At 69.1% G+C, this 24,987-nt stretch carries 22 protein-coding genes and 9 pseudogenes; 20 read left to right on the forward strand and 11 right to left on the reverse strand.

Annotated elements, in window-relative coordinates; all coding sequences use genetic code 11:
• Positions 1-100, forward strand: a pseudogene (locus tag ACZ418_RS40870) (IS481 family transposase); the annotation flags it as partial.
• An 898-nt stretch (positions 101-998) separates the two neighbouring features.
• Positions 999-1,205, forward strand: a pseudogene (locus tag ACZ418_RS40875) (zinc-binding dehydrogenase); the annotation flags it as partial.
• 20 nt (positions 1,206-1,225) lie between these two features.
• Here the strand turns inward: ACZ418_RS40875 and ACZ418_RS40880 are convergent.
• Positions 1,226-1,402, reverse strand: a pseudogene (locus tag ACZ418_RS40880) (transposase); the annotation flags it as partial.
• Positions 1,403-1,583: 181 nt separating this feature from the next.
• Between ACZ418_RS40880 and ACZ418_RS40885 the strand changes: the two are divergent.
• Together ACZ418_RS40885 and ACZ418_RS40890 are read left to right on the forward strand one after the other, a co-directional pair.
• A pseudogene (locus tag ACZ418_RS40885) lies at positions 1,584-2,463 on the forward strand (IS5 family transposase).
• Positions 2,464-2,583: 120 nt separating this feature from the next.
• Complete coding sequence (locus ACZ418_RS40890) at positions 2,584-3,090, forward strand: DUF6624 domain-containing protein (RefSeq protein ID WP_468373425.1); 507 nt, start codon at positions 2,584-2,586, stop codon at positions 3,088-3,090.
• 411 nt (positions 3,091-3,501) lie between these two features.
• On the opposite strand, the pseudogene ACZ418_RS40895 reads toward ACZ418_RS40890, so the two are convergent.
• The 4 genes and pseudogenes from ACZ418_RS40895 to ACZ418_RS40910 all read right to left on the reverse strand — a co-directional run.
• Positions 3,502-3,795: pseudogene (locus ACZ418_RS40895) on the reverse strand (NucA/NucB deoxyribonuclease domain-containing protein); the annotation flags it as partial.
• A gap of 362 nt (positions 3,796-4,157) precedes the next feature.
• On the reverse strand, positions 4,158-4,757 hold the full coding sequence (locus ACZ418_RS40900; protein WP_468373427.1) for a hypothetical protein: 600 nt from the start codon (positions 4,755-4,757) through the stop codon (positions 4,158-4,160).
• Between the two features lie 731 nt (positions 4,758-5,488).
• Positions 5,489-5,620, reverse strand: a complete 132-nt coding sequence (locus tag ACZ418_RS40905; RefSeq protein ID WP_468373429.1) for a hypothetical protein — start codon at positions 5,618-5,620, stop codon at positions 5,489-5,491.
• Between the two features lie 33 nt (positions 5,621-5,653).
• The gene (locus ACZ418_RS40910) at positions 5,654-6,400 is read right to left on the reverse strand and encodes a transposase family protein (RefSeq protein WP_468373432.1); all 747 of its coding nucleotides are present in this window, start codon (positions 6,398-6,400) and stop codon (positions 5,654-5,656) included.
• A gap of 314 nt (positions 6,401-6,714) precedes the next feature.
• Between ACZ418_RS40910 and ACZ418_RS40915 the strand changes: the two genes are divergently transcribed.
• Both ACZ418_RS40915 and ACZ418_RS40920 read left to right on the forward strand, forming a co-directional pair.
• Positions 6,715-7,035, forward strand: a complete 321-nt coding sequence (locus ACZ418_RS40915; protein ID WP_468373435.1) for a PadR family transcriptional regulator — start codon at positions 6,715-6,717, stop codon at positions 7,033-7,035.
• Positions 7,032-7,877 carry a hypothetical protein gene (locus tag ACZ418_RS40920; RefSeq protein ID WP_468373438.1) on the forward strand — a complete coding sequence of 282 codons (846 nt, stop codon included), beginning with the start codon at positions 7,032-7,034 and terminating at the stop codon, positions 7,875-7,877. The genes ACZ418_RS40915 and ACZ418_RS40920 overlap by 4 nt, the downstream gene beginning before the upstream one ends.
• 73 nt (positions 7,878-7,950) lie before the next feature.
• Here ACZ418_RS40920 and ACZ418_RS40925 read toward each other — a convergent pair.
• Together ACZ418_RS40925 and ACZ418_RS40930 are read right to left on the reverse strand one after the other, a co-directional pair.
• Positions 7,951-9,117 (reverse strand): annotated as a pseudogene (locus tag ACZ418_RS40925) (zeta toxin family protein).
• 391 nt (positions 9,118-9,508) lie between these two features.
• Complete coding sequence (locus ACZ418_RS40930; RefSeq protein ID WP_468373440.1) at positions 9,509-10,033, reverse strand: hypothetical protein; 525 nt, start codon at positions 10,031-10,033, stop codon at positions 9,509-9,511.
• A 541-nt stretch (positions 10,034-10,574) separates the two neighbouring features.
• Between ACZ418_RS40930 and ACZ418_RS40935 the strand changes: the two genes are divergently transcribed.
• From ACZ418_RS40935 to ACZ418_RS40950, 4 genes and pseudogenes are all read left to right on the forward strand, one after another.
• On the forward strand, positions 10,575-10,745 hold the full coding sequence (locus ACZ418_RS40935) for a DUF5670 family protein (protein ID WP_055705189.1): 171 nt from the start codon (positions 10,575-10,577) through the stop codon (positions 10,743-10,745).
• Positions 10,746-11,248: 503 nt separating this feature from the next.
• Positions 11,249-11,575, forward strand: a complete 327-nt coding sequence (locus ACZ418_RS40940; protein ID WP_468373443.1) for a plasmid stabilization protein — start codon at positions 11,249-11,251, stop codon at positions 11,573-11,575.
• Between the two features lie 128 nt (positions 11,576-11,703).
• Complete coding sequence (locus tag ACZ418_RS40945) at positions 11,704-12,360, forward strand: diguanylate cyclase (RefSeq protein ID WP_468373445.1); 657 nt, start codon at positions 11,704-11,706, stop codon at positions 12,358-12,360.
• 581 nt (positions 12,361-12,941) lie between these two features.
• Positions 12,942-13,178: pseudogene (locus ACZ418_RS40950) on the forward strand (carbonic anhydrase); the annotation flags it as partial.
• Positions 13,179-13,202: 24 nt separating this feature from the next.
• Here the strand turns inward: ACZ418_RS40950 and ACZ418_RS40955 are convergent.
• Entirely contained in the window at positions 13,203-14,210 is a 1,008-nt protein-coding gene (locus ACZ418_RS40955) for an L-threonylcarbamoyladenylate synthase (protein WP_468373448.1), read from the reverse strand.
• 370 nt (positions 14,211-14,580) lie between these two features.
• On the opposite strand from ACZ418_RS40955, the gene ACZ418_RS40960 reads away from it, so the two are divergent.
• The 5 genes and pseudogenes from ACZ418_RS40960 to ACZ418_RS40980 all read left to right on the forward strand — a co-directional run.
• Positions 14,581-15,273: a YqjF family protein gene (locus ACZ418_RS40960; protein WP_468373451.1), complete on the forward strand. Its 693-nt coding sequence runs from the start codon at positions 14,581-14,583 to the stop codon at positions 15,271-15,273.
• A complete protein-coding gene (locus ACZ418_RS40965; RefSeq protein ID WP_468373454.1) occupies positions 15,270-15,632 on the forward strand; it encodes a hypothetical protein in 363 nt (120 codons plus the stop codon). Before ACZ418_RS40960 ends, ACZ418_RS40965 begins: the two co-directional genes overlap by 4 nt.
• Before the next feature lie 25 nt (positions 15,633-15,657).
• Positions 15,658-16,341, forward strand: coding sequence for a hypothetical protein (locus ACZ418_RS40970; RefSeq protein ID WP_468373457.1), 684 nt, complete (start codon positions 15,658-15,660; stop codon positions 16,339-16,341).
• Positions 16,341-16,883 (forward strand): hypothetical protein, encoded by a 543-nt coding sequence (locus ACZ418_RS40975; RefSeq protein ID WP_468373460.1) that lies wholly within the window; start codon positions 16,341-16,343, stop codon positions 16,881-16,883. The genes ACZ418_RS40970 and ACZ418_RS40975 overlap by 1 nt, the downstream gene beginning before the upstream one ends.
• A 566-nt stretch (positions 16,884-17,449) precedes the next feature.
• Positions 17,450-17,640 (forward strand): annotated as a pseudogene (locus ACZ418_RS40980) (macro domain-containing protein); the annotation flags it as partial.
• Here the strand turns inward: ACZ418_RS40980 and ACZ418_RS40985 are convergent.
• Positions 17,606-18,877, reverse strand: a complete 1,272-nt coding sequence (locus ACZ418_RS40985; RefSeq protein ID WP_468373462.1) for an MFS transporter — start codon at positions 18,875-18,877, stop codon at positions 17,606-17,608. The pseudogene ACZ418_RS40980 and the gene ACZ418_RS40985 sit on opposite strands and share 35 nt — an antisense overlap.
• A 322-nt stretch (positions 18,878-19,199) precedes the next feature.
• On the opposite strand from ACZ418_RS40985, the gene ACZ418_RS40990 reads away from it, so the two are divergent.
• The 5 genes and pseudogenes from ACZ418_RS40990 to ACZ418_RS41010 all read left to right on the forward strand — a co-directional run.
• Positions 19,200-20,546 (forward strand): flavin-containing monooxygenase, encoded by a 1,347-nt coding sequence (locus ACZ418_RS40990; RefSeq protein ID WP_468373464.1) that lies wholly within the window; start codon positions 19,200-19,202, stop codon positions 20,544-20,546.
• A complete protein-coding gene (locus ACZ418_RS40995; protein ID WP_468373467.1) occupies positions 20,543-21,421 on the forward strand; it encodes an SDR family NAD(P)-dependent oxidoreductase in 879 nt (292 codons plus the stop codon). The genes ACZ418_RS40990 and ACZ418_RS40995 overlap by 4 nt, the downstream gene beginning before the upstream one ends.
• Entirely contained in the window at positions 21,418-22,845 is a 1,428-nt protein-coding gene (locus ACZ418_RS41000) for an aldehyde dehydrogenase family protein (RefSeq protein ID WP_468373470.1), read from the forward strand. The genes ACZ418_RS40995 and ACZ418_RS41000 overlap by 4 nt, the downstream gene beginning before the upstream one ends.
• Positions 22,846-22,906: 61 nt before the next feature.
• Positions 22,907-23,977 carry an AraC family transcriptional regulator gene (locus tag ACZ418_RS41005; RefSeq protein WP_468373472.1) on the forward strand — a complete coding sequence of 357 codons (1,071 nt, stop codon included), beginning with the start codon at positions 22,907-22,909 and terminating at the stop codon, positions 23,975-23,977.
• Between the two features lie 73 nt (positions 23,978-24,050).
• Positions 24,051-24,458: pseudogene (locus ACZ418_RS41010) on the forward strand (transposase); the annotation flags it as partial.
• Between the two features lie 10 nt (positions 24,459-24,468).
• Here the strand turns inward: ACZ418_RS41010 and ACZ418_RS41015 are convergent.
• Together ACZ418_RS41015 and ACZ418_RS41020 are read right to left on the reverse strand one after the other, a co-directional pair.
• Positions 24,469-24,708: a hypothetical protein gene (locus tag ACZ418_RS41015; protein ID WP_468373475.1), complete on the reverse strand. Its 240-nt coding sequence runs from the start codon at positions 24,706-24,708 to the stop codon at positions 24,469-24,471.
• A gap of 49 nt (positions 24,709-24,757) precedes the next feature.
• Positions 24,758-24,934: an NAD(P)-binding domain-containing protein gene (locus tag ACZ418_RS41020; protein WP_468373477.1), complete on the reverse strand. Its 177-nt coding sequence runs from the start codon at positions 24,932-24,934 to the stop codon at positions 24,758-24,760.
• Positions 24,935-24,987 lie beyond the last annotated feature (53 nt).

Consider the following 24,987-nt stretch of genomic DNA (forward strand, 5'->3'; position numbering starts at 1 on the left):
AGACTTCCTGCACACCTACAACCATCACCGCTGCCACACCGCACTCGGCGGCCACCCACCGATCAGCCGCGTGAACAACGCTTCAGGTCAATACACCTAGGGCCGGCGCGAGCGCCGGGCCGCCGCACACCTGGACGCCCAGCTCCAGGAGTCGGCGGACACGGCAGGACGTCCTGGACGTCGACCGGTTCGCGCTCTACGCGTGCCGACATCGCGGGACGGCTGACTCTCCCACGTTGCTGCCCTTCAGGGCCAAGCCGTCAGAAGACGTCGACGGTGGCCCTCCAAAGAACACCGAGGTGGGGGCAGACGTGTCCAGGAGCTGTGACTACGCAGCGGCTGGGCGCGATGATGGTGCTCCTTCCGAGCTCTTCGGCTCGGAAGGTGGCTCGAGCGTCGCCTCTGGGAGCGGTGCCTCCTGAAACCCGTCGCAGTACATGGGGGGCGGAGGTCACGGGTACATCCCACACCCACTTCACCCCGTTACCTGAGTTGGCTTTCAGATTGACCTCGACCTTTTCGCCCAGAGTGACGAAGACGGTCCTGCCGCTGTCGGCGTTGCTCAGCTTCACGATGCGTCGTGCTGCGGCGTGGGCATGAGGAAGCGTTGCCGGAACGGTCAGAGCGCTAGCGGCAAGTGCCGTGGCGGCGAGAAAAGTCCTGCCAAACATGGTGGTCCTCCTGGAAGGCCTGGCGTACGCACCCAGTCAATAGGCACCACCACAGCCAAGATCCAGCAACACGGAGCCGTTCACCCGGATGAAGCACCGCCCCTGCAACGGGGGACCCCGCACCAGCAGAACCGAAATTTCAGCAGGCCAGGCCCAATCCGGGGGTATCCCGACCAACGTCGCCACTCGCGGGCCGCGCCTGGCTGCGGACCCGCCACGAGTTGTGCACCGGCTCCATGGACCTGACTACCGACGCCTACGAGTACGGCGACTGACCGACCGCGAGCCGGCCGCCGTCGTTCCGGTCCCGGTTCGAGCCCTCCTCTCAAAGGCGCGCAGCAGACGGGCATCCGCGTCAGCCGCGGCGACACCGGCCGCGCCACCTACGCGCTGACGCAGGTCGCTCACATGGCCGAAAGTGGACGATTCTCCGTCCAGGTCGGCCAGACCTTCCCCTTGACCGAGGTGGCCCACGCGCACCGCGTCGGCGAAGCCGGGACTGTCCGCGGCAAACTCGTGCTACTCGTGGACTGACCGGTCTTCAAGTGGACTCTTCACGATGGAAGGGGCAGTTGCAGCCTGAATCCGCCGGTCTCGAGCAGTGACCGTGCAATGTAGTTGGGCAGGTCGCGGAGTCCGAGCGCGGATCCACGGAGGAGTTCGAGGCGGCCGTTGATCGCCTCCGTGGGGCCGTTGGACATACCGGGACGGTCGAAGAAGGCCAGCACATCGCGGCTCGATCATATCCGGGGCCGAACACCCTGAGGGCAAGCGCGATTTCAACCAACCACGCTGCAGCGCTGTGCTGCACGATCCTCCCCTGTACCTGTTTCAATTCCGGGTGCCGCCCTCCCGTTAGGGCCTGTCCGGCAGATCATGTGACTTCTCGCGCTCTGGTGCGTTGGCATGTCCATGGGGCGAGGGGATCTCACGAACGAGGAATGGGTCCGGCTCAAGCCGCATCTGCCCAAGTCCTGGGCTGCGCGGTGGGCGTTGGGCCAGTCACCGCAGGATCATCAACGGGATCCTGTACCGGAACCGGACCGGGGTGCCGTGGCGGGATCTGCCGGCGCGGTTCGGTAAGTGGAAGACCGTGTACGAGCGGCACAGACGCTGGTCGGCGGCCGACACGTGGGACAAGGTCTACGCAGCGGTCCTGGCCGACGCGGCCGCCGTGGGCCGTATCGACTGGTCCATGGTGAGCGTGGACTCCACCACCTGCCGAGCCCACCAGCACGCCGCCGGAGCACGCAAGAAACCACCGCGGGTGCCGGGAAGAGACGCATGCCCCGGCAGCACCGCCCCGATGAGGGGCTCGGACGTTCCCGGGGTGGCTCACCTGCAAGATTCACCTCGCCGGGGAAGGCGGACGCCGCCCTCTAGCCCTGCTGATCACTCCGGGCCAGTGGGGCGACGCCCCGCAACTCATCCCCGTCATGGAACGCATACATGTCGGCCGGCTCAGCGGCGGACGCCCCCGCACCCGACCTGACCACCTCGGCGGCGACAAGGCCTATTCCTCCCGCCGTAACCGCCGCTACCTGCGAAGACGGCAGATCAAGCACACCATCCCCGAGCCGAGGAACCAGCGGGCCAACCGCCAACGCCGCGGCAGCAAGGGCGGACGGCCCACCAGCTTCAACAAGACGATCTACAAGCGCAGAACGAAGTCGAGCGGACAATCAACGCCCTCAAGAACTTCCGAACCGTGGCCACGAGGTTCGACAAGCGTGCCTATGTCTTCCAGGGCACCGTGACCGTCGCAGCGATCCGGCTCTGGCTCCGGGGGTAGATCCATTATCCCGGTGCGGCGAGGCGCCTGTCACCGTTCTCCGGAATGATCTTTACATCCGTTTTGCACCTCTAGGCTTGCGGGCGGACACAAAGCACGGTTCTGACCTTGGAGTTGAGAGTGGCGCACGACGTTGCCGCGCTGACGGCGGAACTCACGGACATGGCTGCGGCCGATCACCAGTCCGCATTCCGCGCGAACAGTGATGACCCCGACGAACAGCTGGCGTGGCGCCGGCTGACCGCACGGCACGGTGACCGACTCAGCGAGATCATGGAGGAATACGGCTGGCCAACGGCGGAACTTGTCGGCGAGGAGGCCGCACGCGCGGCATGGCTGATCGCCCAGCACGCCGACCGGCAGCTCGACGTCCAGCGTCGTGCCCTCCAGTTGATGCAGCAGGCAGTGTCAGCAGGCTCGGCCAGCCCACGCGAGCTGGCCTTTCTGCTCGACCGCACGCTGGTCAATGAAGGCCGCAAGCAGGTCTACGGCACTCAGATCGCCGGCGTGAAGGACGGGGCGCCGATTCCGTGGCCCTGTGAAGAGCCCGAGCGCATGGACGAACTCCGTGCGGAAGTCGGCATCGAGCCCTTCGACGAGTACGTCGCCAAGTTCTCCATGGCATGACGCCCGCTTCCCAGTCGCGTCCGGTGGATTACTGCCCGGGCTCACCTGCCGCGGGCAATGATCCGCCGGACAGGCCCGCACCACCGGAGACGGAGGAACCTCCAGCCGCTTGACCAAGGGCCCGACCGCGAGTGCGGTCGGGCCCTGCCGGCATGACCGGCTACAGCTCGGTCACCCGGTACGGCTCCGGAGGAGGCGGCAACTGGACTCCCAGGACGCACCAGAATTGAGCGCGCCACGATCTCCCACTTGGCCTCGCACCTCCGCCCTGTGTACACCGCGTCGTCGTGGACGAAGCAAGATCAGACTGCTCATCAAGATCAGCGCTTATGTCCACCGTGACTGTCGCCGACCTGCGCGTTTGTGCTGATACAGAGAGTCGTCCAACAAGGCCCGGGGGCATGCCGTCGGTCAGTTGTCGATCTCAACCCAGAAGGAGTCTGAGGCCAGGATGTGGTCCCAGTAGTACCAGTTCTTCAGGTCGGCGCCGGCTCCTCGGTTTTCGGAACGAGGGACGTACTTGACCGAGAAGTTCCAGACCCGGTCCGGGTCGGTCGGGCCTCGGTGCAGCTCCTGGAAGTGCGCGCCTTCCTGGGTCGATGCGAACGGATACTCATCGCAGTCGTAGGGCTTGCCGTTGTTGGGCGGCTGCGGGTACCTGCTCTGGGGGCGGACTTTTACGACCCGCTTGGATCTGCAGTTCGCAGACCGGTTCCGGGCCGGTTGGTGTCATCCGTCCGTACCTGACGCCTCACCCGCCCGCTCCTGCCAGTAGGCGACGCTTTGGCGCACTACACAGATGGAGAGGTGGTCGCGGCCCGGTACTCGCACCATGTCGCCGATAGGCCGGTTGAAGGCGTCTGCGGCACCCGCCGCCTCTTGCCTTCTTTTGGTCCAGTGAGCGAGGGCCTGGCGGGTGACGAGCTCGTCAGGATGATCCGTGCGGAGACCGAAGCGCGCTGCTGGCCAACGCACCCGCACCGGCGGGCCAGCGCCGTCTTCCGGGTGCTGTCAGCAGCTCACTCGGCTTGCTCCGACGACTGCGCGTCGTTCGCCGGTGCGGCCGTCTACTCGGCCGAACCGGGGGCGGTGTAGAAGACGGAGCTACCTTGCTTGGTTCGCTGGGCCTGGTTCTTGGCCACGAGTCCTTCGAGGGTGGTACGCACGACGGTGGTCTTGATGCCGCGCTCGGGATGGGCCTGGCCGAGTGCGCTGGCGACTTCGGCCGCGGAGTGCGGTTCGCTCTGCTCGGTGAGGTGGCTGCGGACGAGTTGGACCAGCGTGGGCTGGGCCGTCTTCGCGGCTGCGTCCTTGTTGCTGGGCTTCTTGGCCGCCGACTTCTTGCCAGTGGTGGAGTCCTGTGTGCCGGCTGCCTTCTTCGCGCGCGTCTGCTTTCCCTGGCCGGGCTCAGCAGAGGCCTTCTTGCGCGGAGCAGGCACTGCCGCGCCGTCCGAACCGGCTGTGGGCTGAGCCGGCGCCGGCGAATGCCCAAGGACCTGCTGCACCTGCATCAGCACGGAGTGGTCGTGCTGCAGCGCGGCCAGCTGCTCCTGCAGTGCGGTGATCTCCGCGCTGATACGTTCCTGCTCTTTGGTGTTGCGTTCGAGGTCGCTGGTTACCTGTGCGGCGTACTGCGATGTCAGTTCAGTGCCGATCGTGATGGACATGGTGGACCTTTCCTTCGGTTGCGTGGCCGGGCGTGCAGCACGTGTGGCGCAGGCGCAGAGAGCCACGCCTGTGTTTTCGGGTTGGGATGCGAGCGGCAGGTGGAGATGACTGCTGCGTGTGGCCCGAGGCAGAGATAGTACGGATGGGTGGAGTCTGTTGCTCTTCTTGAGTGATGTCTAGTTCTCGACCTGAGCTTCACTGTTCCAATGAGTGGGGCTGCGTGGGGCGTGCAGCGGGATGACTTGAGGCCTGTTGGTGGGGGAGTTGCCACAGGACTTCGTCGGTGTTCCGGCTGTGCTGCCAGGCGGTGAGGATCCCGGTGGTTGCGCGATCCCCGGCCGTCGTCAGGGCCGTGACGCGGCGTCATGCCAGGGGAGGCGGGCACGGCGGAGCCGGAAGCCCGCGTCGGGTGCGAGCGTCAGCAAGTTCGCTGGAAGGGAGTGTGCTCCTCGACGGCCCGGCTGCTCGCAGGAGCACTCTTGCGCCGGGTTACGGGGGAGGGCCTGGCACCGGCCGGTCCTGCTGCGGCGCCGTCGGGTGGAAGGCTGCGGTCGACGCTGAGCCGAGTGCTTGTCAGCGCTGTCCGCAGGCATGCAGGGGCGACCTGATGCGCCGGGAAGGAAGTGCCGGGCCCGCCGGTCACCGGAAGAGGAGCCACCGGTGCCCGATGAGGCTGCCCGGGGACCGGAAGATGGGCTCCTTGGCGACTTTGGTGGCGGCCCGGTACTGCTCAGATGTGTGCCAGCAGGCGCCGGATCCCGTCGTGGATGAGTGCGGTGCGTTTTTGCGGTGTGAGCCAGGTGGCCGTGGAATCCTGGGCGGTCTTGTCGACGAGCAGGACGTCGTCGACGGCCTCGGCCACCGGGAACAGGTGGCTGATGGCAGTGAAGCTTTCTCATCCTGATCGCCAGGCGGTCTCGATGGCGTGAACGGCGGCGACGGTCCGGCTGATCCGGTTCGGGCTGCAGCGGGCCTTGCGGAAGATCCACCATTGCTTTAGACGGGCGAAGGCTCGCTCGCCGGGTGCCCGCAGCTGAGCGTGGTCCCGGTTGAACTGGGCGTACTTCTCGGGTAGGTCGCGGCCGTAGTAGGGGGTGCGGACCGTTGCGCCGGCCCCGCGGTACGCGCGGTCGGCGAGCACCAGGATCTGCCTGGTCAGGCACGCTTGGATCACTCCGTGAGCGCGAGCGGCCGTGAGGTCGTGGGTCCGCCCGGGCAGAGCGCGTGAGAACCACAGCGCAGTGCCGTTCGGGCGGGCCAGGACCTGCACGTTCATCCCGTGATGACGGTGCTTTTGCGAGTAGTAGGGCTCGTCGACGGCCACGCGGTCAGTCCTGATCAGGGTGCCGTCCAGGATGAGGAGGAGCTCGCTCGGGTCATGGTGGTGCAGCGCGTCCAGCAGGGTGGGAGCGTGATCGGCCAGGACGTCGAGGGCCTCGGTCACATACCGGCCGGCGGTGGCGGTGGAGACGCCGAACCCGACTCCCACCTGCTGCTGTGTCTCGTTCTTGCGCAGGTGCACCAGCACGAGGACGGCTTGCTGGAAGCAGCTCAGCCGCCGCCAGCGCGAGCGCAGTTCCCGCCTTCGGGCGTAGATGAGCCACGAGACGTACTCGACGACCTCATGTGGGACGTCAAGCATGGCTCGATACGGAACCAACACGGCTCCTCTGTCCGGGCGTTGATGAGTGAGTTCATCAGCCGAACGACCAGGAGCCCTGCCATGTCACGAACCCCCACCAGCCGTTCTCCAACAGCCCCGAACCTCAGGACGAGAAGGGTTTCACTGAAGCGGCACGCCGGGGGCCAGGTGGATCTGCCGCTGGTCAGCGTGGCCTCCACGACGGGCGGGGCGCTGCGAGAGTCATCGTGCCCGGGTCCTGCCGGACTCGACTAGTACTACGTACAGCACAGTATCGTATAACGTAATAGTCGGGAGGATGAAGGAGGTGCCTGATGCCGCGTCAACGGGACCGTGTCGGATGGGCGGAACCCGCGTTGCTGATCCTGGCCAGCCTGGCCGACGGCCCCAAGCACGGCTACGCGATCACCAAGGATGTCGAGGAGCAGACGTCCATCAGGCTGGGGCCGGGCACGTTGTATGCCGCCATCGCGCGGCTGGAGGAAAGCGGCCTGGTCGCGCCGCTGGACGAGGACGAGCGCCGGCGGCCCTACCGCATCACCGCGGAAGGCCAGACCGTGCTCAACGACAGGCTCCGGGCGATGGCTCGCTTCGCACGCACCGGGTTGACCCGACTGGGGGTGGCAAACGCGTGATCAACATGGCGGCCCGGGTGGCCTTGCGGTCATATCCTCCCTCGTTCCGGGAGCGCTACGGTTGCGAGCTTGAAGCACTGGTCGAGGACACCGGCGCCGGCCCGAGCATCGTCGCGGACCTTCTTGTCGGCGCGCTGCGGGCGTGGCTTCACCCGGTGATGCCCGAAGAGTCCGCCGAACGGCGCCGGCGCCGCATGCAGGCAAGCGTCGCCACTACCTGGGTCACCTGGTGCGCCGCACTGTATGCCCTGCCGATGCTGGACTTCATCCTCTCCGAGGAACCCGGGCTGACTCCGGACCTGGTGCGCCGACTGCTCGACGTTGCTCAGTACGCCATGTACGGCGCTGGGCTCATCCTGCTGGCTGGCGCCCTCGCCCTCCTCGCGGAAACTTCCAGAACCGGCAACCGGGCCGCGTGGCGCCCGCTGGTGGCTCTTGCCCCGACGCTGCCCACGTGGCTGATCGCGCCGTTCCTCCTGGCGTACGCCTCCATCGACCCGATCTCCTATTGGGTCGGAGCCTTGGCGGTGCTTGGGCCGGCAGCGTTCCTCATCACCATGGCGGTGGCACCGGCCGTCGCCGTCACCCGGTTCCGACCATCTGCCAAGGTCTTGCGGCTGCTTGCCCTGTCCGGGGTTGCGGTGGCGTTCGCCGTGGCCACGACAGGCATCGCCTGCGTCGCGGCGTTGACCATGAATACCGATGACGCGGCCCAGCTGGTCACGATGCCCATACTCACCGTCACCGTTGCCGCTTCCACAGCAGCCCTGGTCAGCTCCAGCCGCGGTGCCAAGGCCGCACTCCATAGGGAGCACCCGGTGGATCTTGGTGGTGACCTGTGAGCGACCCTGCGATGCTCCCGCTCCAGGGCGCGCTACGAGTCCTTTTCGCTTTCTGGCCTGAGACGCCATCCGCCTATCGTTCACGGGATCGACAGGGGCATGGCGCTTTCCGGACAAGCGTCTGACCGATACGGGACCAACAGGGCTCCTGCGTCCGGGCGTTGATGAGTGAGATCACCAACCGAACGACCAGGAGCCCTGCCGCGTCACGCCCCCACCAGCCCATCCTCATCAGCCTTGAACCACAGGATGAGAAGGGTTCAGTGACCACCTTGTTGCGAAGGACGGCGAGGGTGTCGTCCAGGAAGTCGTCGCCGACCGGCCTGGTCGTGCCGGTCCTCATCGCCCGCTGGACCATCCTGGCGGCCAGCAGCTTGCCCGCCCCGGGCTGGCCCAGGACATACACGGTGCGCGGGTCGTCCCGGGGCGTGACATTGGCCAGGGCCGTCGGGGTGATCAGTTCGTCGAAGATCCACCGGTGCTCATCGGCTGACAGCCGGTGATAGGCGACCCCCGGGCGGTACCGGGGTGGGCTGGGCGGTGCGGCGGACCGGCTCGGACCAGGCGGCCGTGCGCTCGCTGTCGCGTTGCACCGCCAGGCGCCGGTCCTCACCCGCCAGTTCGGTGTGCACGCGCGGTCGGTGCGGGCGAGGTCGCGGCGGAAGACGGTGGTCTCGGGGGCGGTCCACGGCCGCGCCCGCTCCGCCCGCTCGGCAGCCGGACGGCGCCGCCAGCCACCGCCGGGGGTGAGCTCGTTGGTGTAGAGGGCGGTGCCGTCGCGCCGTACGACGGTGACGCGGTCGGCGAGCTGCTCGGTCTCGATGACGGCCAGCGTGGCGCGCAGGCCCTTCGCGCAGGTGTCGTGGTTCTCCCACGACACCTACCGGCGCCCGCCGTCGGCGGTCTCGGTGAGGAACCGGTCCACGATGCCGAGCTGGCTCAAGGCCTCCGGGATGCACAGCACCACCACCTCGATCCGGTGGCCGGCCGCCCGGTAGGGGCGGGAGGAGGCGCGGAAGTCGTCCGGGTCGGCGAGTGCCGACTCCGCCACGGCGTCGAAGCCCATCTCGCGGACGTGGGCTTCGACGGCGGCCTGCCACCGCACGGTGTCGGGGCGCACCAAGGCTCCGGCCGTACGGACGTCGGCCGCCAGGACGCCGGCGTAGTGGCGGTGGAGCGGCTTGTACAGGTCCCGGCCGACCCGCACGGCGCCGCCGCACCGGGCCAGGACCGCTGCCATGCGGTCGACGAGCGTGGTCCGGCCCCGGGTTGCCCGGCGACGACGACCGGCCGTTGCTGGGGTAGCCGCGGTTCACGGTCGGCTTGCTGGCGCCCAGTTCGGCGCACATCTCGTTCTGGCTGATCTCGGCGGTGCCGGTGTCCGGGTCGCTGAGGTACAGCAACTGGTCCAGGACGCGGCGGCCGGCGGTGGTGACGTCGACCAGGGCCAGGAGGCGCAGGACGTCACGGGGGATCGAGACGGGGGCCTCGGTCGCAGGGGCCGGGGACGTAAGCGCTGCTCACGGAGCCTCGCCACTTCCGATCAGGTCGACGCTGTATCGAGGATATGCCGCGCGACGTCATGCGCTCGCCTTGCGTACGGGCCGCCGCTGCCGAAGCGTGACGACGTTCTATCTGCGGCGCGCGGCCTCGGCGGCCTTCTTCTCCGCCTCCCGCCCCGGGCGCCACTCGGTGGGGTAGTCGGGGTGCGGGATGACGCAAGCCGGGCCCTTGGTGTCAGTCCAGAGCTTCTGCCACTTCTCCTGCTCGCCGGAGGTACCGGCCACCGTGAGCCACGGGTTGAGCTGGAGGATGCCTCGCTTGGCGGTGCGCATCCAGCCGACGTGCGCGAAGAACTGGCAGGCCTCGTTCACGGAGGCCACCGACAGGTTGCACCGGGCCTGGAGGTCGCGCTGGTTGGCCTTCACGAAGCCGCGGGCGGCTGGCCGGAGCGGCGACGGCGAGTTCACCGAGTTCCTTGCGGGCGACCTCGGCCGGCGGCGGCTGGGAAGATCCCGGCGCAGGCTCGGGGCACCGGCCACGTCGGTGGCGGGTACTGCGGCTGCGGCCGCAGCCGCGGGAGTGGAGCTGACAGGGGCGAGCAGCGCGGCGACCGCCGCGGTCACCAGGGCAAGCTTCGCGTGGAACGGATGCATGCGCTCATCACTCTCGATCGGCAATGAAGCTGATCAAGACAGGTAGCGGCCCTAACGCGCCGGTGCGGGCGCACCGTCAGCGGCATCGCTCGGATGGCGGGTGGGGGTTCACCGGAGAAACTAATCACCAACGGCCCGCCACTGCTTGAGGCGACTGCTCACCCGCGGGGAGTAATGGCGTCACTCACTTCCGAGAACGTGATTGGTTCACAGCGACGCACTGGCCTCATGCGCGTCGCCCACGGTCTTGCCTGTGTGGGCGCCTGTTCAGCTCCTCGTTGCCGGTGGCGCGCTGTTCGGCCTGAGCTCGGCCTTTTCGATGGCGGTCGTGCGACTGAGCTCCCTCGGTTGCCGGTCTCGGGTGTCGGCTGTACGCGCTACCCCGTAACGGTCCCGGCAAATCCAAGCCTCGACATCGCTTTAGCGGGAACCGTCCACGACGTGCGGCGCGCATATACCCCTCATTCCTTGGAAGGAACTCATATTTTGTGTGCTTGTAGGGCTGAAGTAAGGGCATCCGGTGGCCAGGAGGTTGATAACGATGGTTCCCCTGCTTCTCGTTCTTCTGCTGGCTCTGATCCTCTTCGGTGCGGGCTTCGCGCTGAAGGCACTGTGGTGGATCGCGGTGATCGTGCTCATCGTGTGGCTACTCGGCTTCGTCGTCCGGTCTGCGGACAGCGGCGGCCGTAGGGGCCGCTGGTATCGCTGGTAGGCGAAAGACAACCGGCGCGAGGAGCGCGCCACGCGCGAGCAATGACTGGGCCCGGCCGCTACGGCCGGGCCCCCTGGCGTGTAAAAGCAGCTCTCTTTGCGGCGGTTGGGAGGGATCGGGCTTATCGGACGTACCGCAGGGTACGTGAGTCATGCACCGGCCCCGCAGACTCAGCAGTGGAACCCTGCTCCTCCTGTCTGCGGGGTCGGCGCGTATCGCGCTTGCGTCTGGTTCGGTCGGGTGGCCAGGCCGCTCGGCCCCGGCGCAGGTGACCTTCCCGGTATGCCTCCGCGCGGTCCTCATTGCTGCCCAGCCGGGGCACGTCGGCGACCCGGTTGCGGATGGCTCTGCGACGCCGCCACCGCTCGATCGGCCTTGTGCTGTCGCGGCCCGTCCAGCCTTCAGGTGCAGTGGAGGGTGCGTTTCCTGCCGTGTGGGTTGCACAGGCGCGGGAACTCGTTTTTTCGGAGAGCGGACCGTCCATCTTAGCTGTGGGAGTTGTCATGCCGGCAGGATCCAGTTCCAAGCGTGAGCGTCAGTACGAGCACATCAAGGAGGGCGCGCAGAAGCGCGGTGCTTCTGCGGGGCGGGCGAAGGAAATCGCCGCGCGGACGGTCAACAAGGAGCGTGCGAGGTCGGGGGAGTCGAAGACGGCAAGCAAGACCTCCACCGGCGACAAGAAGTCCGCGTCGCAGCGTGGTGGCGAGCGCTCCGGCAGCGGTGCGCAGGGTCCCACCAGGGACCAGCTCTACGAAGAGGCTAAGAAGAAGAACATCGAGGGCCGCTCCTCGATGAACAAGGACCAGCTGCGTAAGGCAGTCGGGCGCTGACTCTCGGCGGCCGCGGGCGTCCCGCGGGGCGGAGCCTTCACCGGAGCTCGTCTTAGCAGTCCGGCCCCGCGAAGGTCAGACGAGCGAGCGGGAGCCTGCACCGCACGCGTCACCGACGAAAGGCATCCATGCGTATTGTTCGCCGTTCCGCGTTCACTCGCTGGCAACGCTGGCGCTCCGGTCCCACCCTGCGCATTCCGCGGGGCGCCGAGGACGTCGAGAACGCCAACCGCAGGTTCCTGCTGTACGGCGTCATGCCCCTGTGGTTCGTGCCGGCTGTCGCCGACTGGGTGATGCACCGCCAGTCCGATATCGAGCACACGAGCGGGGTGCGCGAATCAGCGGTTCACGCCCTGATGATGACCGAGGCAGGTCTGCCGGTGGTCGCGGGCCTGACCGCCAAGGTGAATCCGCTGGTGCTGTCGCTCATGGGCGGCGCCGCTCTCGCGCATGGGGCCACAGCGCTGTGGGACGTGTCGCTGGCCACCGACAAGCGTGAAGTCACGCCCGTCGAGCAGCACATCCACAGCTTTCTCGAAGTGTTGCCGCTGACGGCCGCAGCCTTCACCACCTGCCTGCACTGGGACCAGGTCGGCAAAGTCCTCAAGGGCGGCCGCCGAGCCGACGACTGGAAGCTTCTTCCCAAGGAGCGCCCGCTGTCCGCCGGCTATCTTGGCGCCATCGCCGCCGGAGTCGGCCTCTGCATCGTCCTGCCGTACGCGGAAGAGATGATCCGCTGCGTACGGGCTCGCCGCGACGATAGGACCGATGACCCCCATAACTGAAGCAGCGCCCAACGGTGAAGTCGGCGACTTGGGCCTGTTTTGACAAACTTCCGAGCGTGCCGCCTTGCTCGGACATGGTGATCGAGCCGGAGACGCTGAGGTATCAGAAGTGGCGCACTGGCAGCGGCGAGGTCACCATTTTCGACCGTTTGGAGAAAAGCCAGCTGCCCCTCTACCGAAAATTTGATGCAATCCCGCGCAAGTCCTTGTCGACGCCCTAGAGTTCACGGATCGCGACGGTACGGTCTGGTCGCGCCGGGATGGGCGCCTCGGCCAAGGGAAACTTCACCTTGCCGGGCACGGGGTTGGCTGGCAGGGGGCGGTCTATGGAGACCCAACGGTGCATCCCGTGGAATCCTGCGGTGGAGACGCGGCGGGATAGGAACGTCAAACACCGGATACACAGCGTAACGAATGCGCACCGGCCTTCGGATCTGCGCATTCACTGCGCATCACCAGCCGACACTGCGCATGGACTCGCGGACCCTAGACAGCGGCTGCCTCAATGACGTGAGTGTCCACGGAAGCCAGGATTTGCCCGCTGTACCAGTCTTCAAGGGCTACGAGCGTTGTGGCATCCCCGGCAGACCCCGTGTGTGCTGGCGGCCCGCGCCGCCGGACGCGAGCAGCCCGAGGAGAGCCTGGCCGAGCACATCCGGCACACCGTCGACCTGCTGCTGGAACGCTCCCGTGTGCTGGCCGAGCGAGTGGCCGCCGGCCGACTTGCCGTGGTGGGTCTGTCCTACCGCCTGGCCGACGGCAGTGCAGAACTGATGGCCTCCCACGGCCTGAGCAGGGCTGCCGCCCCCACACGGTGACACCCGCTGCCGGCCGCCCGGCGTTCAGTTCTGCTGGATGCCGGGGACCGAGGAGGGCCGGGGCCCCGCGGCGCGGCGGAGCCGGTTGGCGATCGCCAGCCCCAGCCCCTCCTCCGTCGGCAGGGACGCGACGATGAGGTCGCACCCTTGCTGGTCGAGCTCGCGCAGGAACGCGTACAGCCCGCGCGCGTAGGCGGCCATCGAAGCGGGGACCGTCACCACGGCGTGCGCCTTCACCGGGGCGTGGGTGAAGGCGGGGGGAAGAAGGACGCCCACCTGGTGCCCCCGCTCCTGGGCGAGCTCCGCTTCGGCGACGACCTTCTCGGGCTCGACGAGGACGACCCGTGCACGCGGGGCGTAGTGGGACGGATGCTGGCCTGGCACCCGAACGCGGCTGGTGGAGTGGACTGCAAGCGGGTGCCCCAGCACCGCTTCGAGGTCCTCGCGTGTCACTCCGCCGGGCCGGAGGATGCTTGGGACCTCGCCCGTGACGTCGACGATGGTCGACTCCACCCCGACTCCGCACGGGCCGCCGTCCAGAACGAAGTCGACCGCCTCGCCGAACTCGGCACGGACGTGGTCCGCGGTGGTAGGGCTGACCGAGCCGAAGCGGTTGGCGGACGGGGCCGTGACGCCGCCGCCGAAGGCCGACAGCAGCGCGAGGGCGACGGGGTGGTCGGGCACGCGCACCGCCACCGTCTCCAAGCCACCCGTCGCTTCGAGGGGCACGCGGGAACCGCGCCGCAGGACCAGCGTGAGGGGCCCCGGCCAGAAGTGTTCGGCCAGCAGGCGCGCCGCCTGGGGCACGTCCTGGACCCAGTCGTCCAGCTGCTCCGCGCCGCCGATGTGGACGATCAGCGGGTGGGAGGGCGGACGTCCCTTGACCTGGAAGATGCGCGCGACGGCGGCGGGGTCCTCGGCGTTGGCACCCAGACCGTAGACGGTCTCGGTCGGGAGGGCCACCAGGCCGCCGGCGCGCAGCACACCGGCTGCCTTCTCGATGTCACTGGTTCTTGCCGTCACCCTCGCCATCCTAGGAGCACAAAGAACCGGAGATGGTCGTGATCAATCTCGGCGCCACCCGGCACCAGCCGTCGCACCACCCGGCCCCGCCGCACCTCGCGGGATCCGGGCGCAGGCGACGGCTTGGCCATCCCCCAGGTGCCGGGGCGAGGACGGCTCAGTGCGGAAGCGCAGTGGGGGCGCCGCTGGCCCAGAACACCCATTCGTCGTCCACACGCGTACAACGAGCGGGGCGCTGCCCGCGCTGTCGGCCGAACTCTGTCCTGGTCTGCTGGGGCAGGTTAGAGACCCGGGCCCGTCCGCATCGGGTCGTGTCGAGTTTTGATGCGGACCTCCTGGGGAGTCGGTGCGCGTGGTGTCCTATGGACCAGAGCATCGTGTGTATCTCCCGGCACTGCGCGCTGGCTGGCTCACCCAGACGTTCGTGCACTGGGCCTGCTCTCCCGAGCAGGTACAGCGTCTGCTGCCGGAGGGGCTGACGGTGGACACCCATGATCAGTGGGCGTGGGTGAGTCTCACGCCGTTCGTGACGGCCCGTGTGCGCCCGCCGGGTGTACCTGCTGCTCTGCCCTCCTTCGCGGAGACCAACCTGCGCACGTATGTACGTGAACGGGGCGGCAGGGACGGCCTGTGGTTCCTGACCCTCGAGGTGAGTTCCCGGGTCATGCTGGCCGCCCGTGCGATCGGTACGCCGTACCACCTTGGGCACCTGACGCTGTCGCGGGGCGGTGATGTAGTGACCTACGCCGGGGAGCGGGGGCGTGGCGGGCCGTCGTACCGCGTGGTGGTCCGTCCGCGCGAGCCGGTCCAGCCGAGCCCGCGGGATGTGTGGCTGACGTCGCGGTGGCGGGCCTTCACACGGGGCTTTGGCGTGCTCTGGCAGACGCCCGTCGAGCACGAGCCCTGGCCGCTGCGCGCGGCGCGCCTGGAAGACCTCCAAGAGACCCTCACCCGGGCGGCCGGGCTGCCGCCGCCCGCTCAGGCGCCGCTCGTGCACTTCTCCGACGGCGTTCACAAGGTCCGCTTCGGGGTCTCGCGCCCGGTGCGGCCGACACTGAGGAGACGGGGATGAACCCGGTGTTCGTGGCGCGGGCCCAGGGGCTGTTCAACCTGGTCGGGGGCGGCTGGCCGCTGCTGCACCTGCGCAGCTTCGAGTGCGTCTTCGGACCCAAGTCCGAGGTATGGCTCCAGCGCACGACAGCCGGGCTGCTGGCCACGGCCGCCTGGAGCATGCTGTTCACTCCGGCCGGTGCGGTGCGCCAGGCCCGCCGTACGGGCCTCGGGACGGCCGTGACCCTCCTGGCCGTCGACCTGGTGTACGTGCCCGTCGGCCGGATCCGTCCGACCCATCTGCTGGACGCGGCGATGCAGGCCGAATGGCTCCTGGCATGGCGCCGGTGCGGCCGACTCGGGCCGCCCGCGGGCGGATGAACCCGACCACCACCGAGGCACCCTGATGCGCCGATCCCCGCAGACTACCCGGTGGCGCTTCGACGGCTGGATCGCCGGGATCGGCACGGCGTCCGGCGCCCGCCTGATCCTCGGCCACTGGCCCCGCTCCTCCTTCGGGCCGTTCAGCGACGTCATGCTCGAACGGACCGACGGCCACCGCCTGTTGCTGGCACCCACCCGGCAGACGGCGGACTTCATCGCCGGCACCTACGCCTTCGACGAGGTCCGCATCGAACCCGTACGCGTCCACGTCAGCGGCGCCGGCTGGACAGTCACCGCAGGCCCGCTCCTCGACCTCCGGTTCACAGCCGGCTGGCGCGGCCCCGTGGGGCTGCTCCTGCGGACGGTCCCCGATGTCCTGGCCGCCCGGCCCTTCTGGACGGTGGTGACGGACCCGCTCGCCCGCCTCCTCCTGGGCGTGCGCACCCGTGGCACGGCCGGCGCCGGCCGACGCGAGTGGTACGGCACCCGCGATCTGCATCTGATTACCGCGGCCACCGTGATCCTCGAGGGCCGCCACCTCGGCGCCCTCACCGCGGTGGAACCGCCCGTACGGTTCGGCTTCGGCTCCACGCCCCGCACGCCCTGCCTCGTACGCGTCACGACGACGGTGAGTACACCGCGCGCGCCCGAACCTCTTGCATCCCCGGCTACACGGCAGCCACCCGCACAAGAAGGAGGCTTCTGATGAACGCCCCACCACGGAACTCACCTCGGCGCCACCCGCATGCACGCGGCGCCGACATGAAGCTGCTCGGCATCTATCTGAACGACCACCTCGCCGGCGCCACCGTGGGCACCCAGCGGGCCGGCCACCTGGCACGTGTCGCCCGTGGTTCCGCGCTCGGCCGCGCGCTCGGGCCTGTCGCCACCGACATCGCCCAGGACCGCACGGCGCTTCTCGGCATCATGCGGGACCTGGGTGTCCCCGTACACCGCTACAAGGTCTCCGCGGGCTGGGTCGCGGAAAAACTGGCACGGCTGAAGGGCAACGGCCGCCTGGTGCGACGCTCTCCGCTGAGCACCGTGCTGGAGCTGGAGGCGCTGCGGCTGGGGGTGGAGGGCAAGACGGCCGGATGGCAGACCCTGCGCCAGCTCACCGGGACGGACGAACGCCTCGATCCAGCCCTGCTCGACAGGCTGCTGGAGCGAGCCCGACGACAGCAGGACACCGTGGAGGAATGGCGCATTCGCCAAGCCGAAGCGGCACTCCGCACGACGGCTGACTGAGTGACGGCGCCACGGGCTGGCTCACGACACCTGGCGGCGCTCAGCAGCACAGCCGCAGCGTCGGGAAGCCCGTGTCTTCCGCCGCCCCCCGGCAGCACAGACGATCCGCCTCCGCAGCGCGAACGGCTGTTCCGCAGCCGAATGAGGGCCGGGCGAGGACTTGTGCGGCTCGCCACAGGAACGCCTGGCCGCACGGTGTTGCGGTGAGCGGGCGGGTGCGTGGTGCCTGATTCGTGGGCTGTTGAGGACTCGTTCAGCGGCCGGCAGGCTCGGCATGGAAGGAAGAGCGCAGATGAACCGGAGGTTGTCCGGTCCGTTCGTGGAGACCAGGACCCGGTGAAGGTCGGGTGCCAGTGGTTGGGGAAACGAGGTGAACTGGGCCGGGAGCGGGTGATCGGAGTCCGTCCAGGCGCCCAGCAGATGCAGCAGATAGGCACGCATGTGGCGCTCCCGGCCGGGGCCCGGGTTCCACCCGTGTTCCCGAATCAGATGTTCAGAGGCGCGGCGGTCGATGCGCAGAGCATCGAGGGTGAGGAGACGGCGCCGGCGCGCGTAGTCGATCGATGGAGGCGATCGACACGGGGCTGGGCAGGCTGGCCCACTAGGTGGTCGAACTCAGCGCCTGCGTGCACATGCCCCGCATAGGGTGCGGGCTCGCGGGCGGGAAGTGGTCCCGCGTCGAGCCTCTGATCAGGAGCGGCTGGTCGGGTGGGAGATCGCGGTCACGGTGTACGACCACGGTGAGGACGTGAGCTGAACCCGGACACCGTGGTGTCCATGCCCGCGGCGGCCTGGGTGCCGTCGGTCCGGAAGAAGCGTGCCGTGGTCCCGAGGACCATGGCGAGTGCGGCGGGTATCGCGTAGGCGATGCGGAAGTGGCCCGTCGCCCCCAGGCCTCCGCTCGCACCGGCTCCGACGAGAACGCCGACGTAGTTGAAGACGTTGAGCCGGGCCAGCACCGTCTCGGGGGCGCCGGGCCGCAGTCGGCCGGCCGCGGCGACGCACAGTGGGGTGAGGGCGGCGACTCCCAGGCCCGCACATCCTGCCGCGACGACCGCGTACGGCCAGCTCGGGGCTGCTGCCAGTGCGGCCAGGGCGACGGCCGCGAGCAGGGCGGCGGCGCGGACCACGGCCACCGGCCCGACCCGGCGGACCATGAGGTCGGCGCTCGCCCGGCCGGTCACCGTGCCCGCCTGGTAGGCCGCGTACGCGAGCGGCGCGGCCGCCAGGGACGCGGCGAGGGTCTGATGAAGGTAGACGGTCGACCACGCCGAGACCGTGGAGTCCACGACGTAGGCGACCAGGAGAACGACACCGAAGGGGAGGAGCCGTGCCCACACCCGCCGCCCCAGGACCTCCTCGACCGGCGCCGGTCTGTCGCCGGACGAGGAGAGCGCGGGCAAGAGGACATGGGGCCGGACGGTCAGGGCCAGGAGGGCCACGAGCGCGGCGTGCGCGGTCAGGACGTACTCGACCGGCCAGCCCAGCCGGGAGACGCCTGCCGTCAGCAGCGCGGCCGCCACGCCAGCGGCGCTCCAGGCGGCGTAGAAGGAGGAGAGGATACTGCGCCCGTAGTGGCGTTCGAGGGTTGCCGCGCGGGTGTTGACGGACACATCGATGGCACCCAGTGCCAGCCCGAAGAAGACATAGGCCGCCGAGGCGGAGAGCCGGCCCGGCGCCCAGGCCACGGACAGCAGGGCCACGGCCGCTGTCAGCACCGCCGCGCGCATGACGGTGACGGGACCCGAGCGGCGTACGGCGGCCAGGCCCGCGAAGCTGCCGGCACCCGCGGCCAGCGTCAGGGCGATCGTGAGCGCGGTCATCGTCAGAGACGACAGCCGCAGATGGCTCTCCACGGCGGGCACGGTGGTGGACACGGCGGCCACCGCCGCGCCCTGGGCGGCGAACACGGTGGCCGTGACCCGGCGGGCTCCTGCGAGCGGGCCACTTCTCACCGGCAGAGGCGGAGCGGTCGCTCCGAGGGACGCGGTCATGGGGACCTCTTCCTGTCACGGACCGTGGGCGGGCCGGGGTGCGCGCGAATGGGAGCAACCGTAGGAATGCGGACCGACCCGGCGGAGGACACCGACGGCCACACTGAGGACCCTGGCGGCCAGGAGCGGATGGTCCGGGCGGTGCCTCAGGAGACCGGCACACCACCAGAGCGTCAGGGTCCACCGGCCGGCGCCGCGCCCGGCCGGTCAACGGGGTTGGCCCCTGCGGTCCCCTTTGTGGCCGCACAGGCCAGTCCGCCGGCGCTTGCACGCTGCCTAAGTTCCTCCCACGCCGAACGTGGCGACGAGAGGAGGTGGACTCGTGAAGGAGTCCGAATTCGACACGTGTGTGATTGGGGCCGGTCCCGCGGGGCTGGCAGTGGCACGGGCGCTCGGTGAACGGCAGCTTCCCTATACGCACATCGAGCGTCACACGGGTCCGGGAGGTCTGTGGGACATCGACAATCCGGGCAGCCCGATGTACGAGTCGGCGCATTTCATCTCCAGCAAGACCCTCTCGGGCTTCGGCGGCTGGCCGATGCCCGACCACTTCGCCGACTACCCCTCGCGGCGGCAGATCCTGTCGTACCTGACGTCCTTCGCCGACGCGTACGGGCTGACGGAGCGGATCGAGTTCGGCACCGGGGTCCGTGAGGTGACGAAGAACCCGGACGGCACCTGGACGGTCACCCGGTCCGACGGCCGGGCCAGCCGCCACGGGCAGGTCGTGGTCTGTACCGGCGCGCAGTGGCACCCCAACGTCCCCGAGATCCCGGGTGACTTCAGCGGCGAGATCCGGCATACGGTCGGCTATCGCAGCAGCGACGAACTGCGCGGCAAGCGGGTCCTCGTGGTCGGCGCGGGCAACTCCGGCTGCGACATCGCCTGCGACGCGGCCCGGGCCGCCGACCACGCGGAGATCAGCATGCGCCGCGGCTACTGGTTCATCCCCAAGCATGTGTTCGGCAGGCCCGTGGACACCCTCGAAGGCGTCGGCCCTCGGATGCCGAAGTGGCTGGAGCAGAAGCTGTTCGGCGCGCTCCTGCGGATCATCAACGGCGATCCGTGCCGCCTCGGCCTGCAGAAACCGGACCACAAGCTCTTCGAGACCCATCCGACGGTCAACTCGATGTTGCTCCACCACCTACAGCACGGTGACATCACCGCGCGGCCGGGCATCGTGCGCGCCGAGGGCCGTACCGTCCACTTCACCGACGGCAGCAGCAACGACTTCGACCTCATCCTGCTGGCGACCGGCTACGTCCACAAAGTGCCCGTCGCTCAGCGCTACTTCGGCGACGAGCAGCACCCCGACCTGTACCTGTCCTCGTTCTCCCGCGAGCACGAGGGGCTGTTCGGCGTCGGCTTCATCGAGACCAACTCCGGCGCCTACAAGCTCTTCGACGCCCAGGCACAGCTGATCGCCGGCTTCGTCCAGGACACCCGCCGGGGCATGCCGAACGCCGAGCGGTTCGCCCGCATGATCCGCGGCGACCGCCCGGACCTGACCGGCGGCCTGAGGTTCGTGGACTCCCCGCGCCACACCGGCTACGTCGACAGCGTCGCGTACACCAGGTACCTCACCAAGGTCGCCGCCGCCATGGGCTGGCCCACCGAGGGACGCCCCCCGGCCGTGCTGGCCGTCCGCAGCAAGGAAACGGTGGCATGAGCGGCTACGACTACACCGACAAGGTGATGCTGGTGACCGGCGGCGCGGGCGGCATCGGCAGCGCGCTGTGCCGGCGGTTCGCGGCCAGCGGCGCCGTGTGCGTCGTCGTCGACATCGACGGTGAGCGCGCGCAGCGGGTCGCGGACACCCTTCCCGGCTCCGGTCACCTGGGCCTCGGCTGCGACCTGCTGGACCGGGCAGGGGTGGCGGACCTCTTCGAACACGTCGCCTTCGCCTTCGGCCGCCTCGATGTGCTGGTCAACAACGTCGGGATGACCAGCACCGAGCGATTCGACGTGCGCGCGGTGGAGAGCATCGAGCGGGAGATCGACCTCAACCTGGTGTCCCCGCTCGTCGCGACCCGGCTCGCCATCCCCCTGCTGAGGGCCGCCAGCGACCCCCGCGTCATCACGACGGTTTCCCTGGCCGGCATCTTCCCGCAGGGCGAGACGCCCATCTACGCGGCGTCGAAGTTCGGGCTCCGCGGCGCCATGCTGTCCATCGCCCTCGACCTGGGCGACAAGGGCATCCGCGTCGGATCCGTCCTGCCGTCGGCCACCGACACCGCGATGCTGCGCCAGGAGGCCGTCGACGGCGGTAACTCCCTGCAGTTCCAGGACCCGCCGCAGCAGCCGTCCGACGTCGTCGCCGCGGTGGTGAGCCTGCTCGACAGGCCGCGGCTCGAGGCGTATCCGCGCGCAGGTGAATCCCGCCTGGTCCGCTTCTCCATGCTGGTGCCGAACCTCCTGCCCAGTCTCCTGCCGCTCTTCCGCAGGCGCGGCGAGCGCGGTCTGGCCAGATACCTGGAGGACCTGCGCCGCAGAGGACTGGCTCGTCAGGTCGACGGCCGCTGGGAACTGGTGAAGGAGGCATGACCGTGACCACAGAAACGAACGTCCGTCTACTCAGGGTCCTTAACCCGGCGACGGGGGAAACCCTTGACACCCTGCCCGCCGCCACCGCGGATGAGGTGGACACGGCCGTGGACCAGGCCCACCGAGTCTTCGACAAGGGGGCGTGGTCGGGCCGGCCGCCCCGGCAGCGGGCCGCGGCGCTCCTGCGCCTCGCGGACCTGATGGAACGCGACGCCGAGATCCTGGCCTGCCTGGACTGCGAGGATGCGGGCAAACCCATCACGGACTGCCGCACTGGCGACGTGCCCGCCGCGATCGAGTCGATCCGCTGGTTCGCGGAGGCGGCCGACAAGGTCTTCGGCCGCGTCGCCCCCACCGGCCACGACCACCTCGGCCTGATGACCCGGGAACCCGTCGGAGTGGCCGCGGCCGTCCTCCCGTGGAACTACCCGCTCGCCATGGCCGCCTGGAAGATCGGCCCCGCCCTCGCCGCGGGCAACAGCCTGCTGCTCAAGCCCGCCGAAGCGACCCCCCGCTCGGCCCTCCACATGGCCAGGCTGGCTATGGAAGCGGGTCTGCCGGACGGGACGCTCACCGTCCTGCCCGGCTACGGGGCGGAAACCGGTCAGGCGCTCGCCCGCCACCCCGGGGTGGACGCCCTGTCCTTCACCGGTTCGACGGCCACCGGACGAGGGATCCTGGTGGATGCGGCGGAGACCAACTTCAAACGGGTCTCCCTGGAGATGGGCGGCAAGAGCCCCCAGGTCCTCATGCCGGACGCGCTCGACTTCGGCGCCGAACTCATCGACGACATGGTCGAGGCCGCGTTCCTGACGACGGGCCAGAACTGCACGGCGGGCTCCCGCGTCCTGCTCCACGAGGACATTGCCGCCGAGGTCATCGCACGGTTCACGGCAGCCGCCGGGACGCTGGCCATCGGTGACCCCGCCGACCCGGACACCCGGATGGGGCCGCTGATCAGCGGTGCGGCGCGGGACCGGGTCGCACGCGCCGTACACGAGGCGGTCGCCGCCGGAGCCGTGGCACACACCGCCGGGCTGCCGGAAGGCCTTCACCCGCACGGGGCCTACTTCCCGCCCACCGTGGTGGTCGGCGCCCCCGACGACAGCAGGGTCCTCACCGAGGAGCTGTTCGGACCCGTGGTCACCGTCCAGACCTTCACCTCCGAGCAGGAAGCGGTCCGGATGGCCAACGCCACTGCCTACGGCCTCGCCGCCTCCGTATGGACCCGCGACCTCGACACCGCCTTCCGCCTCGCCCGTGGCATCCAGGCCGGGGTGGTCTCCGTTAACGCCTACAGCGAGGGCGACATCACCTCCCCTTTCGGCGGCTGGAAGCAGTCCGGATTCGGCGGGGCGGAGCGATCCACCAACGCCTTCGACCAGTGGACCAGGGAGAAGACGGTGTGGATCCGTACCCGCTGACAAAGCGGAAACCGGACGCCACTGCCTAGAGTGGTCGCCAGTACGGCCCTGGAGAGAAGCCATGCCCGAGGCACCCCGTCCGGAGAACGGCACCACGCGCAGCACGTCGGCGACGATCTCCCCGAACATCCTGCGCTACCTCAGCCAGATCACCCGGGAGTACGGCGTCGACCTGCAACCGGAGCTCACACAAGTGGGGCTCACCGAGACCCTGATGGCATCGGCGGCCCTGCGCGTCTCCTACCGGCAGGGCAGTGCCGTCATCCGGCGCGCCGTCGAACTAACCGGCGACGACAACCTGGGCCTGCGGGTCGGAGCCGCCCAGCACCTCACCGCCTGGGGTCTCCTGGGCTTCGCCATGCTCGCCAGCGACACCCTCCGGGTGGCCATCGAGACAGGCGTGCGCTTCCAGAACGTGTCCGGAGCCATGACGGTCTGGTCGGCCGGCCGGGAGGGCCCCGACTACGTGGTACGGGCCGACCTCCCGGATCCGGTGGTCGACCCGAACGTCGCCGTCTTCCTCATCGAGGAGGCGTTCTCCAGCGTCGTCACGCTGGGCCGCCTCGCCGCCGGCGTCGGCCTTGCACCCCAGGAGGTCAACTTCGCCTTCCCCCCACCGCACGACGCCCAGCCGTTCCGTGAACTCTTCCGCTGCCCGCTGCACTTCGGCGCCTCCCACAACCGCATGGTGGTGCCGCAGGCATGGATCAACCGTCCGATGCCGGGCCGCGATCCGGTGACCTACGCCTCGACCCTCGAACTGCTCGAAGCACAGATGGCCTCGCGCCGCCGGCAGCAGGACCTCCTGGAGGTGCTGGAGATCTCCGTCGCGCAGAGCCTCCCGCACGTCCCCTCCTTCGCCGAGCAGGCCCGCAGACACGCGTCGAGCGAACGCACGCTGCGCCGCCGCCTGGCCGACTGCGGAACCTCCTACGAGGCGATCGTCGAGGGCGTACGCCGCGAACGCGTCGAACAACTCCTGCACCGCCCTCACCTCACGCTCCGCGAGGTGGCCCGCCAGGCAGGCTTCTCCGACGAACGCGCGCTGCGCAGGGCGGTCCGCAGGTGGCACGGCGTGGCGCCGCTGCAACTCCGCGAAGGGCTCCTCGCAGGCTCCGACAGCGTCTCGTAACAACGGCTAACACAATGAGATGGCTCGGCCATGATGGCCGTGTGCGGGACGGTAGTTGAGCGTTCGGTTCGATGTGGGGACGTCGCCGTGGATCGTGTCGGATGAGCTGGGGGACCGCCTGGAGCCGCTGTTGCCGCAGCGCGAGCGGCGCTTTCGGCACCCGGGCCGCAAACCGCTGCCAGACCGAGAGGTGCTGTGCGGGATCCTGCTACGTGCTGCACACCGGGATCCAGTGGGAGTACCTGCCCAAGGAGCTGGGCTTCGGCTCGGGCATGACCTGCTGGCGACGTTTACGGGGCTGGAACCAGGCCGGCGTCTGGCAACGGCTGCACGAGGTCCTGCTGGCCGAACTGAACGCAGCCTCGCGGCTGGACCGGTCCCGCTGCGTCGTCGACTCCTCCCACGTCAGGGCGCTAAAAGGGGGAGCCAGGCGGGCCCCTCGCCGGTCGACCGGGGACGAGCCGGCTCCAAGCATCACCTGGGCCGCGGCGTCAGCCGACGTCCTGCAGCAGCAAGTGCTTTGCGCTGAGTGCTCCGTGCAACTGCATCAGTCGCCCGCCCTCACGCAGGCCGCCGAGGTCCAGCGCGGCGAATCCGAATTCGCCCAGCAATCCGGCCACAGTTGCCTTCGCATCGGTGTCGTCACCCGCGTAGAAGGCCACCTGCCGGCCTTCGGCATGCCGCGGGTCCGCAGCGATGAAGGGGGCGAACAGGGTGTTGAGAGCCTTCACGACCCGAGCTCCGGGTAGGTGCTCGGCGACCCACTCGCTGCCCGTGAGGTCACCGACGCCGTACCTGCCCCGCCCGGGGGTTGGCCGCAGCGAACTGATTGGTCGTGTCGACGACGATCTTTCCGGACCAGTCGGTGAGGCCGGTCAGTTTCGGCACGGCGAAGAACGGCAGCGAGAGGAACACGAGCTTCGGCTCGGCCGCTTCCTCGACGTTGTCTGGGGTCATGGTGCTGTTCCTTGATCGTGTGCAAAAGACCACTCGGTTGCCCGAGACCGGCT

The sequence above is a fragment of the Streptomyces sp. NPDC030820 genome, assembly GCF_055572075.1.

Excerpts from the sequence above, each read along its gene's own strand:
- ACZ418_RS40900 (WP_468373427.1), bottom strand. The coding sequence starts at position 4,757 with ATGTCCATCACGATCGGCACTGAACTGACATCGCAGTACGCCGCACAG.
- ACZ418_RS40910 (WP_468373432.1), bottom strand. The coding sequence starts at position 6,400 with ATGCTTGACGTCCCACATGAGGTCGTCGAGTACGTCTCGTGGCTCATC.
- ACZ418_RS40915 (WP_468373435.1), top strand. The coding sequence starts at position 6,715 with ATGCCGCGTCAACGGGACCGTGTCGGATGGGCGGAACCCGCGTTGCTG.
- ACZ418_RS40930 (WP_468373440.1), bottom strand. The coding sequence starts at position 10,033 with ATGCATCCGTTCCACGCGAAGCTTGCCCTGGTGACCGCGGCGGTCGCC.
- ACZ418_RS40935 (WP_055705189.1), top strand. The coding sequence starts at position 10,575 with ATGGTTCCCCTGCTTCTCGTTCTTCTGCTGGCTCTGATCCTCTTCGGT.
- ACZ418_RS40940 (WP_468373443.1), top strand. The coding sequence starts at position 11,249 with ATGCCGGCAGGATCCAGTTCCAAGCGTGAGCGTCAGTACGAGCACATC.
- ACZ418_RS40945 (WP_468373445.1), top strand. The coding sequence starts at position 11,704 with ATGCGTATTGTTCGCCGTTCCGCGTTCACTCGCTGGCAACGCTGGCGC.
- ACZ418_RS40955 (WP_468373448.1), bottom strand. The coding sequence starts at position 14,210 with ATGGCGAGGGTGACGGCAAGAACCAGTGACATCGAGAAGGCAGCCGGT.
- ACZ418_RS40965 (WP_468373454.1), top strand. The coding sequence starts at position 15,270 with ATGAACCCGGTGTTCGTGGCGCGGGCCCAGGGGCTGTTCAACCTGGTC.
- ACZ418_RS40970 (WP_468373457.1), top strand. The coding sequence starts at position 15,658 with ATGCGCCGATCCCCGCAGACTACCCGGTGGCGCTTCGACGGCTGGATC.
- ACZ418_RS40975 (WP_468373460.1), top strand. The coding sequence starts at position 16,341 with ATGAACGCCCCACCACGGAACTCACCTCGGCGCCACCCGCATGCACGC.
- ACZ418_RS40985 (WP_468373462.1), bottom strand. The coding sequence starts at position 18,877 with ATGACCGCGTCCCTCGGAGCGACCGCTCCGCCTCTGCCGGTGAGAAGT.
- ACZ418_RS40995 (WP_468373467.1), top strand. The coding sequence starts at position 20,543 with ATGAGCGGCTACGACTACACCGACAAGGTGATGCTGGTGACCGGCGGC.
- ACZ418_RS41000 (WP_468373470.1), top strand. The coding sequence starts at position 21,418 with ATGACCGTGACCACAGAAACGAACGTCCGTCTACTCAGGGTCCTTAAC.
- ACZ418_RS41005 (WP_468373472.1), top strand. The coding sequence starts at position 22,907 with ATGCCCGAGGCACCCCGTCCGGAGAACGGCACCACGCGCAGCACGTCG.
- ACZ418_RS41020 (WP_468373477.1), bottom strand. The coding sequence starts at position 24,934 with ATGACCCCAGACAACGTCGAGGAAGCGGCCGAGCCGAAGCTCGTGTTC.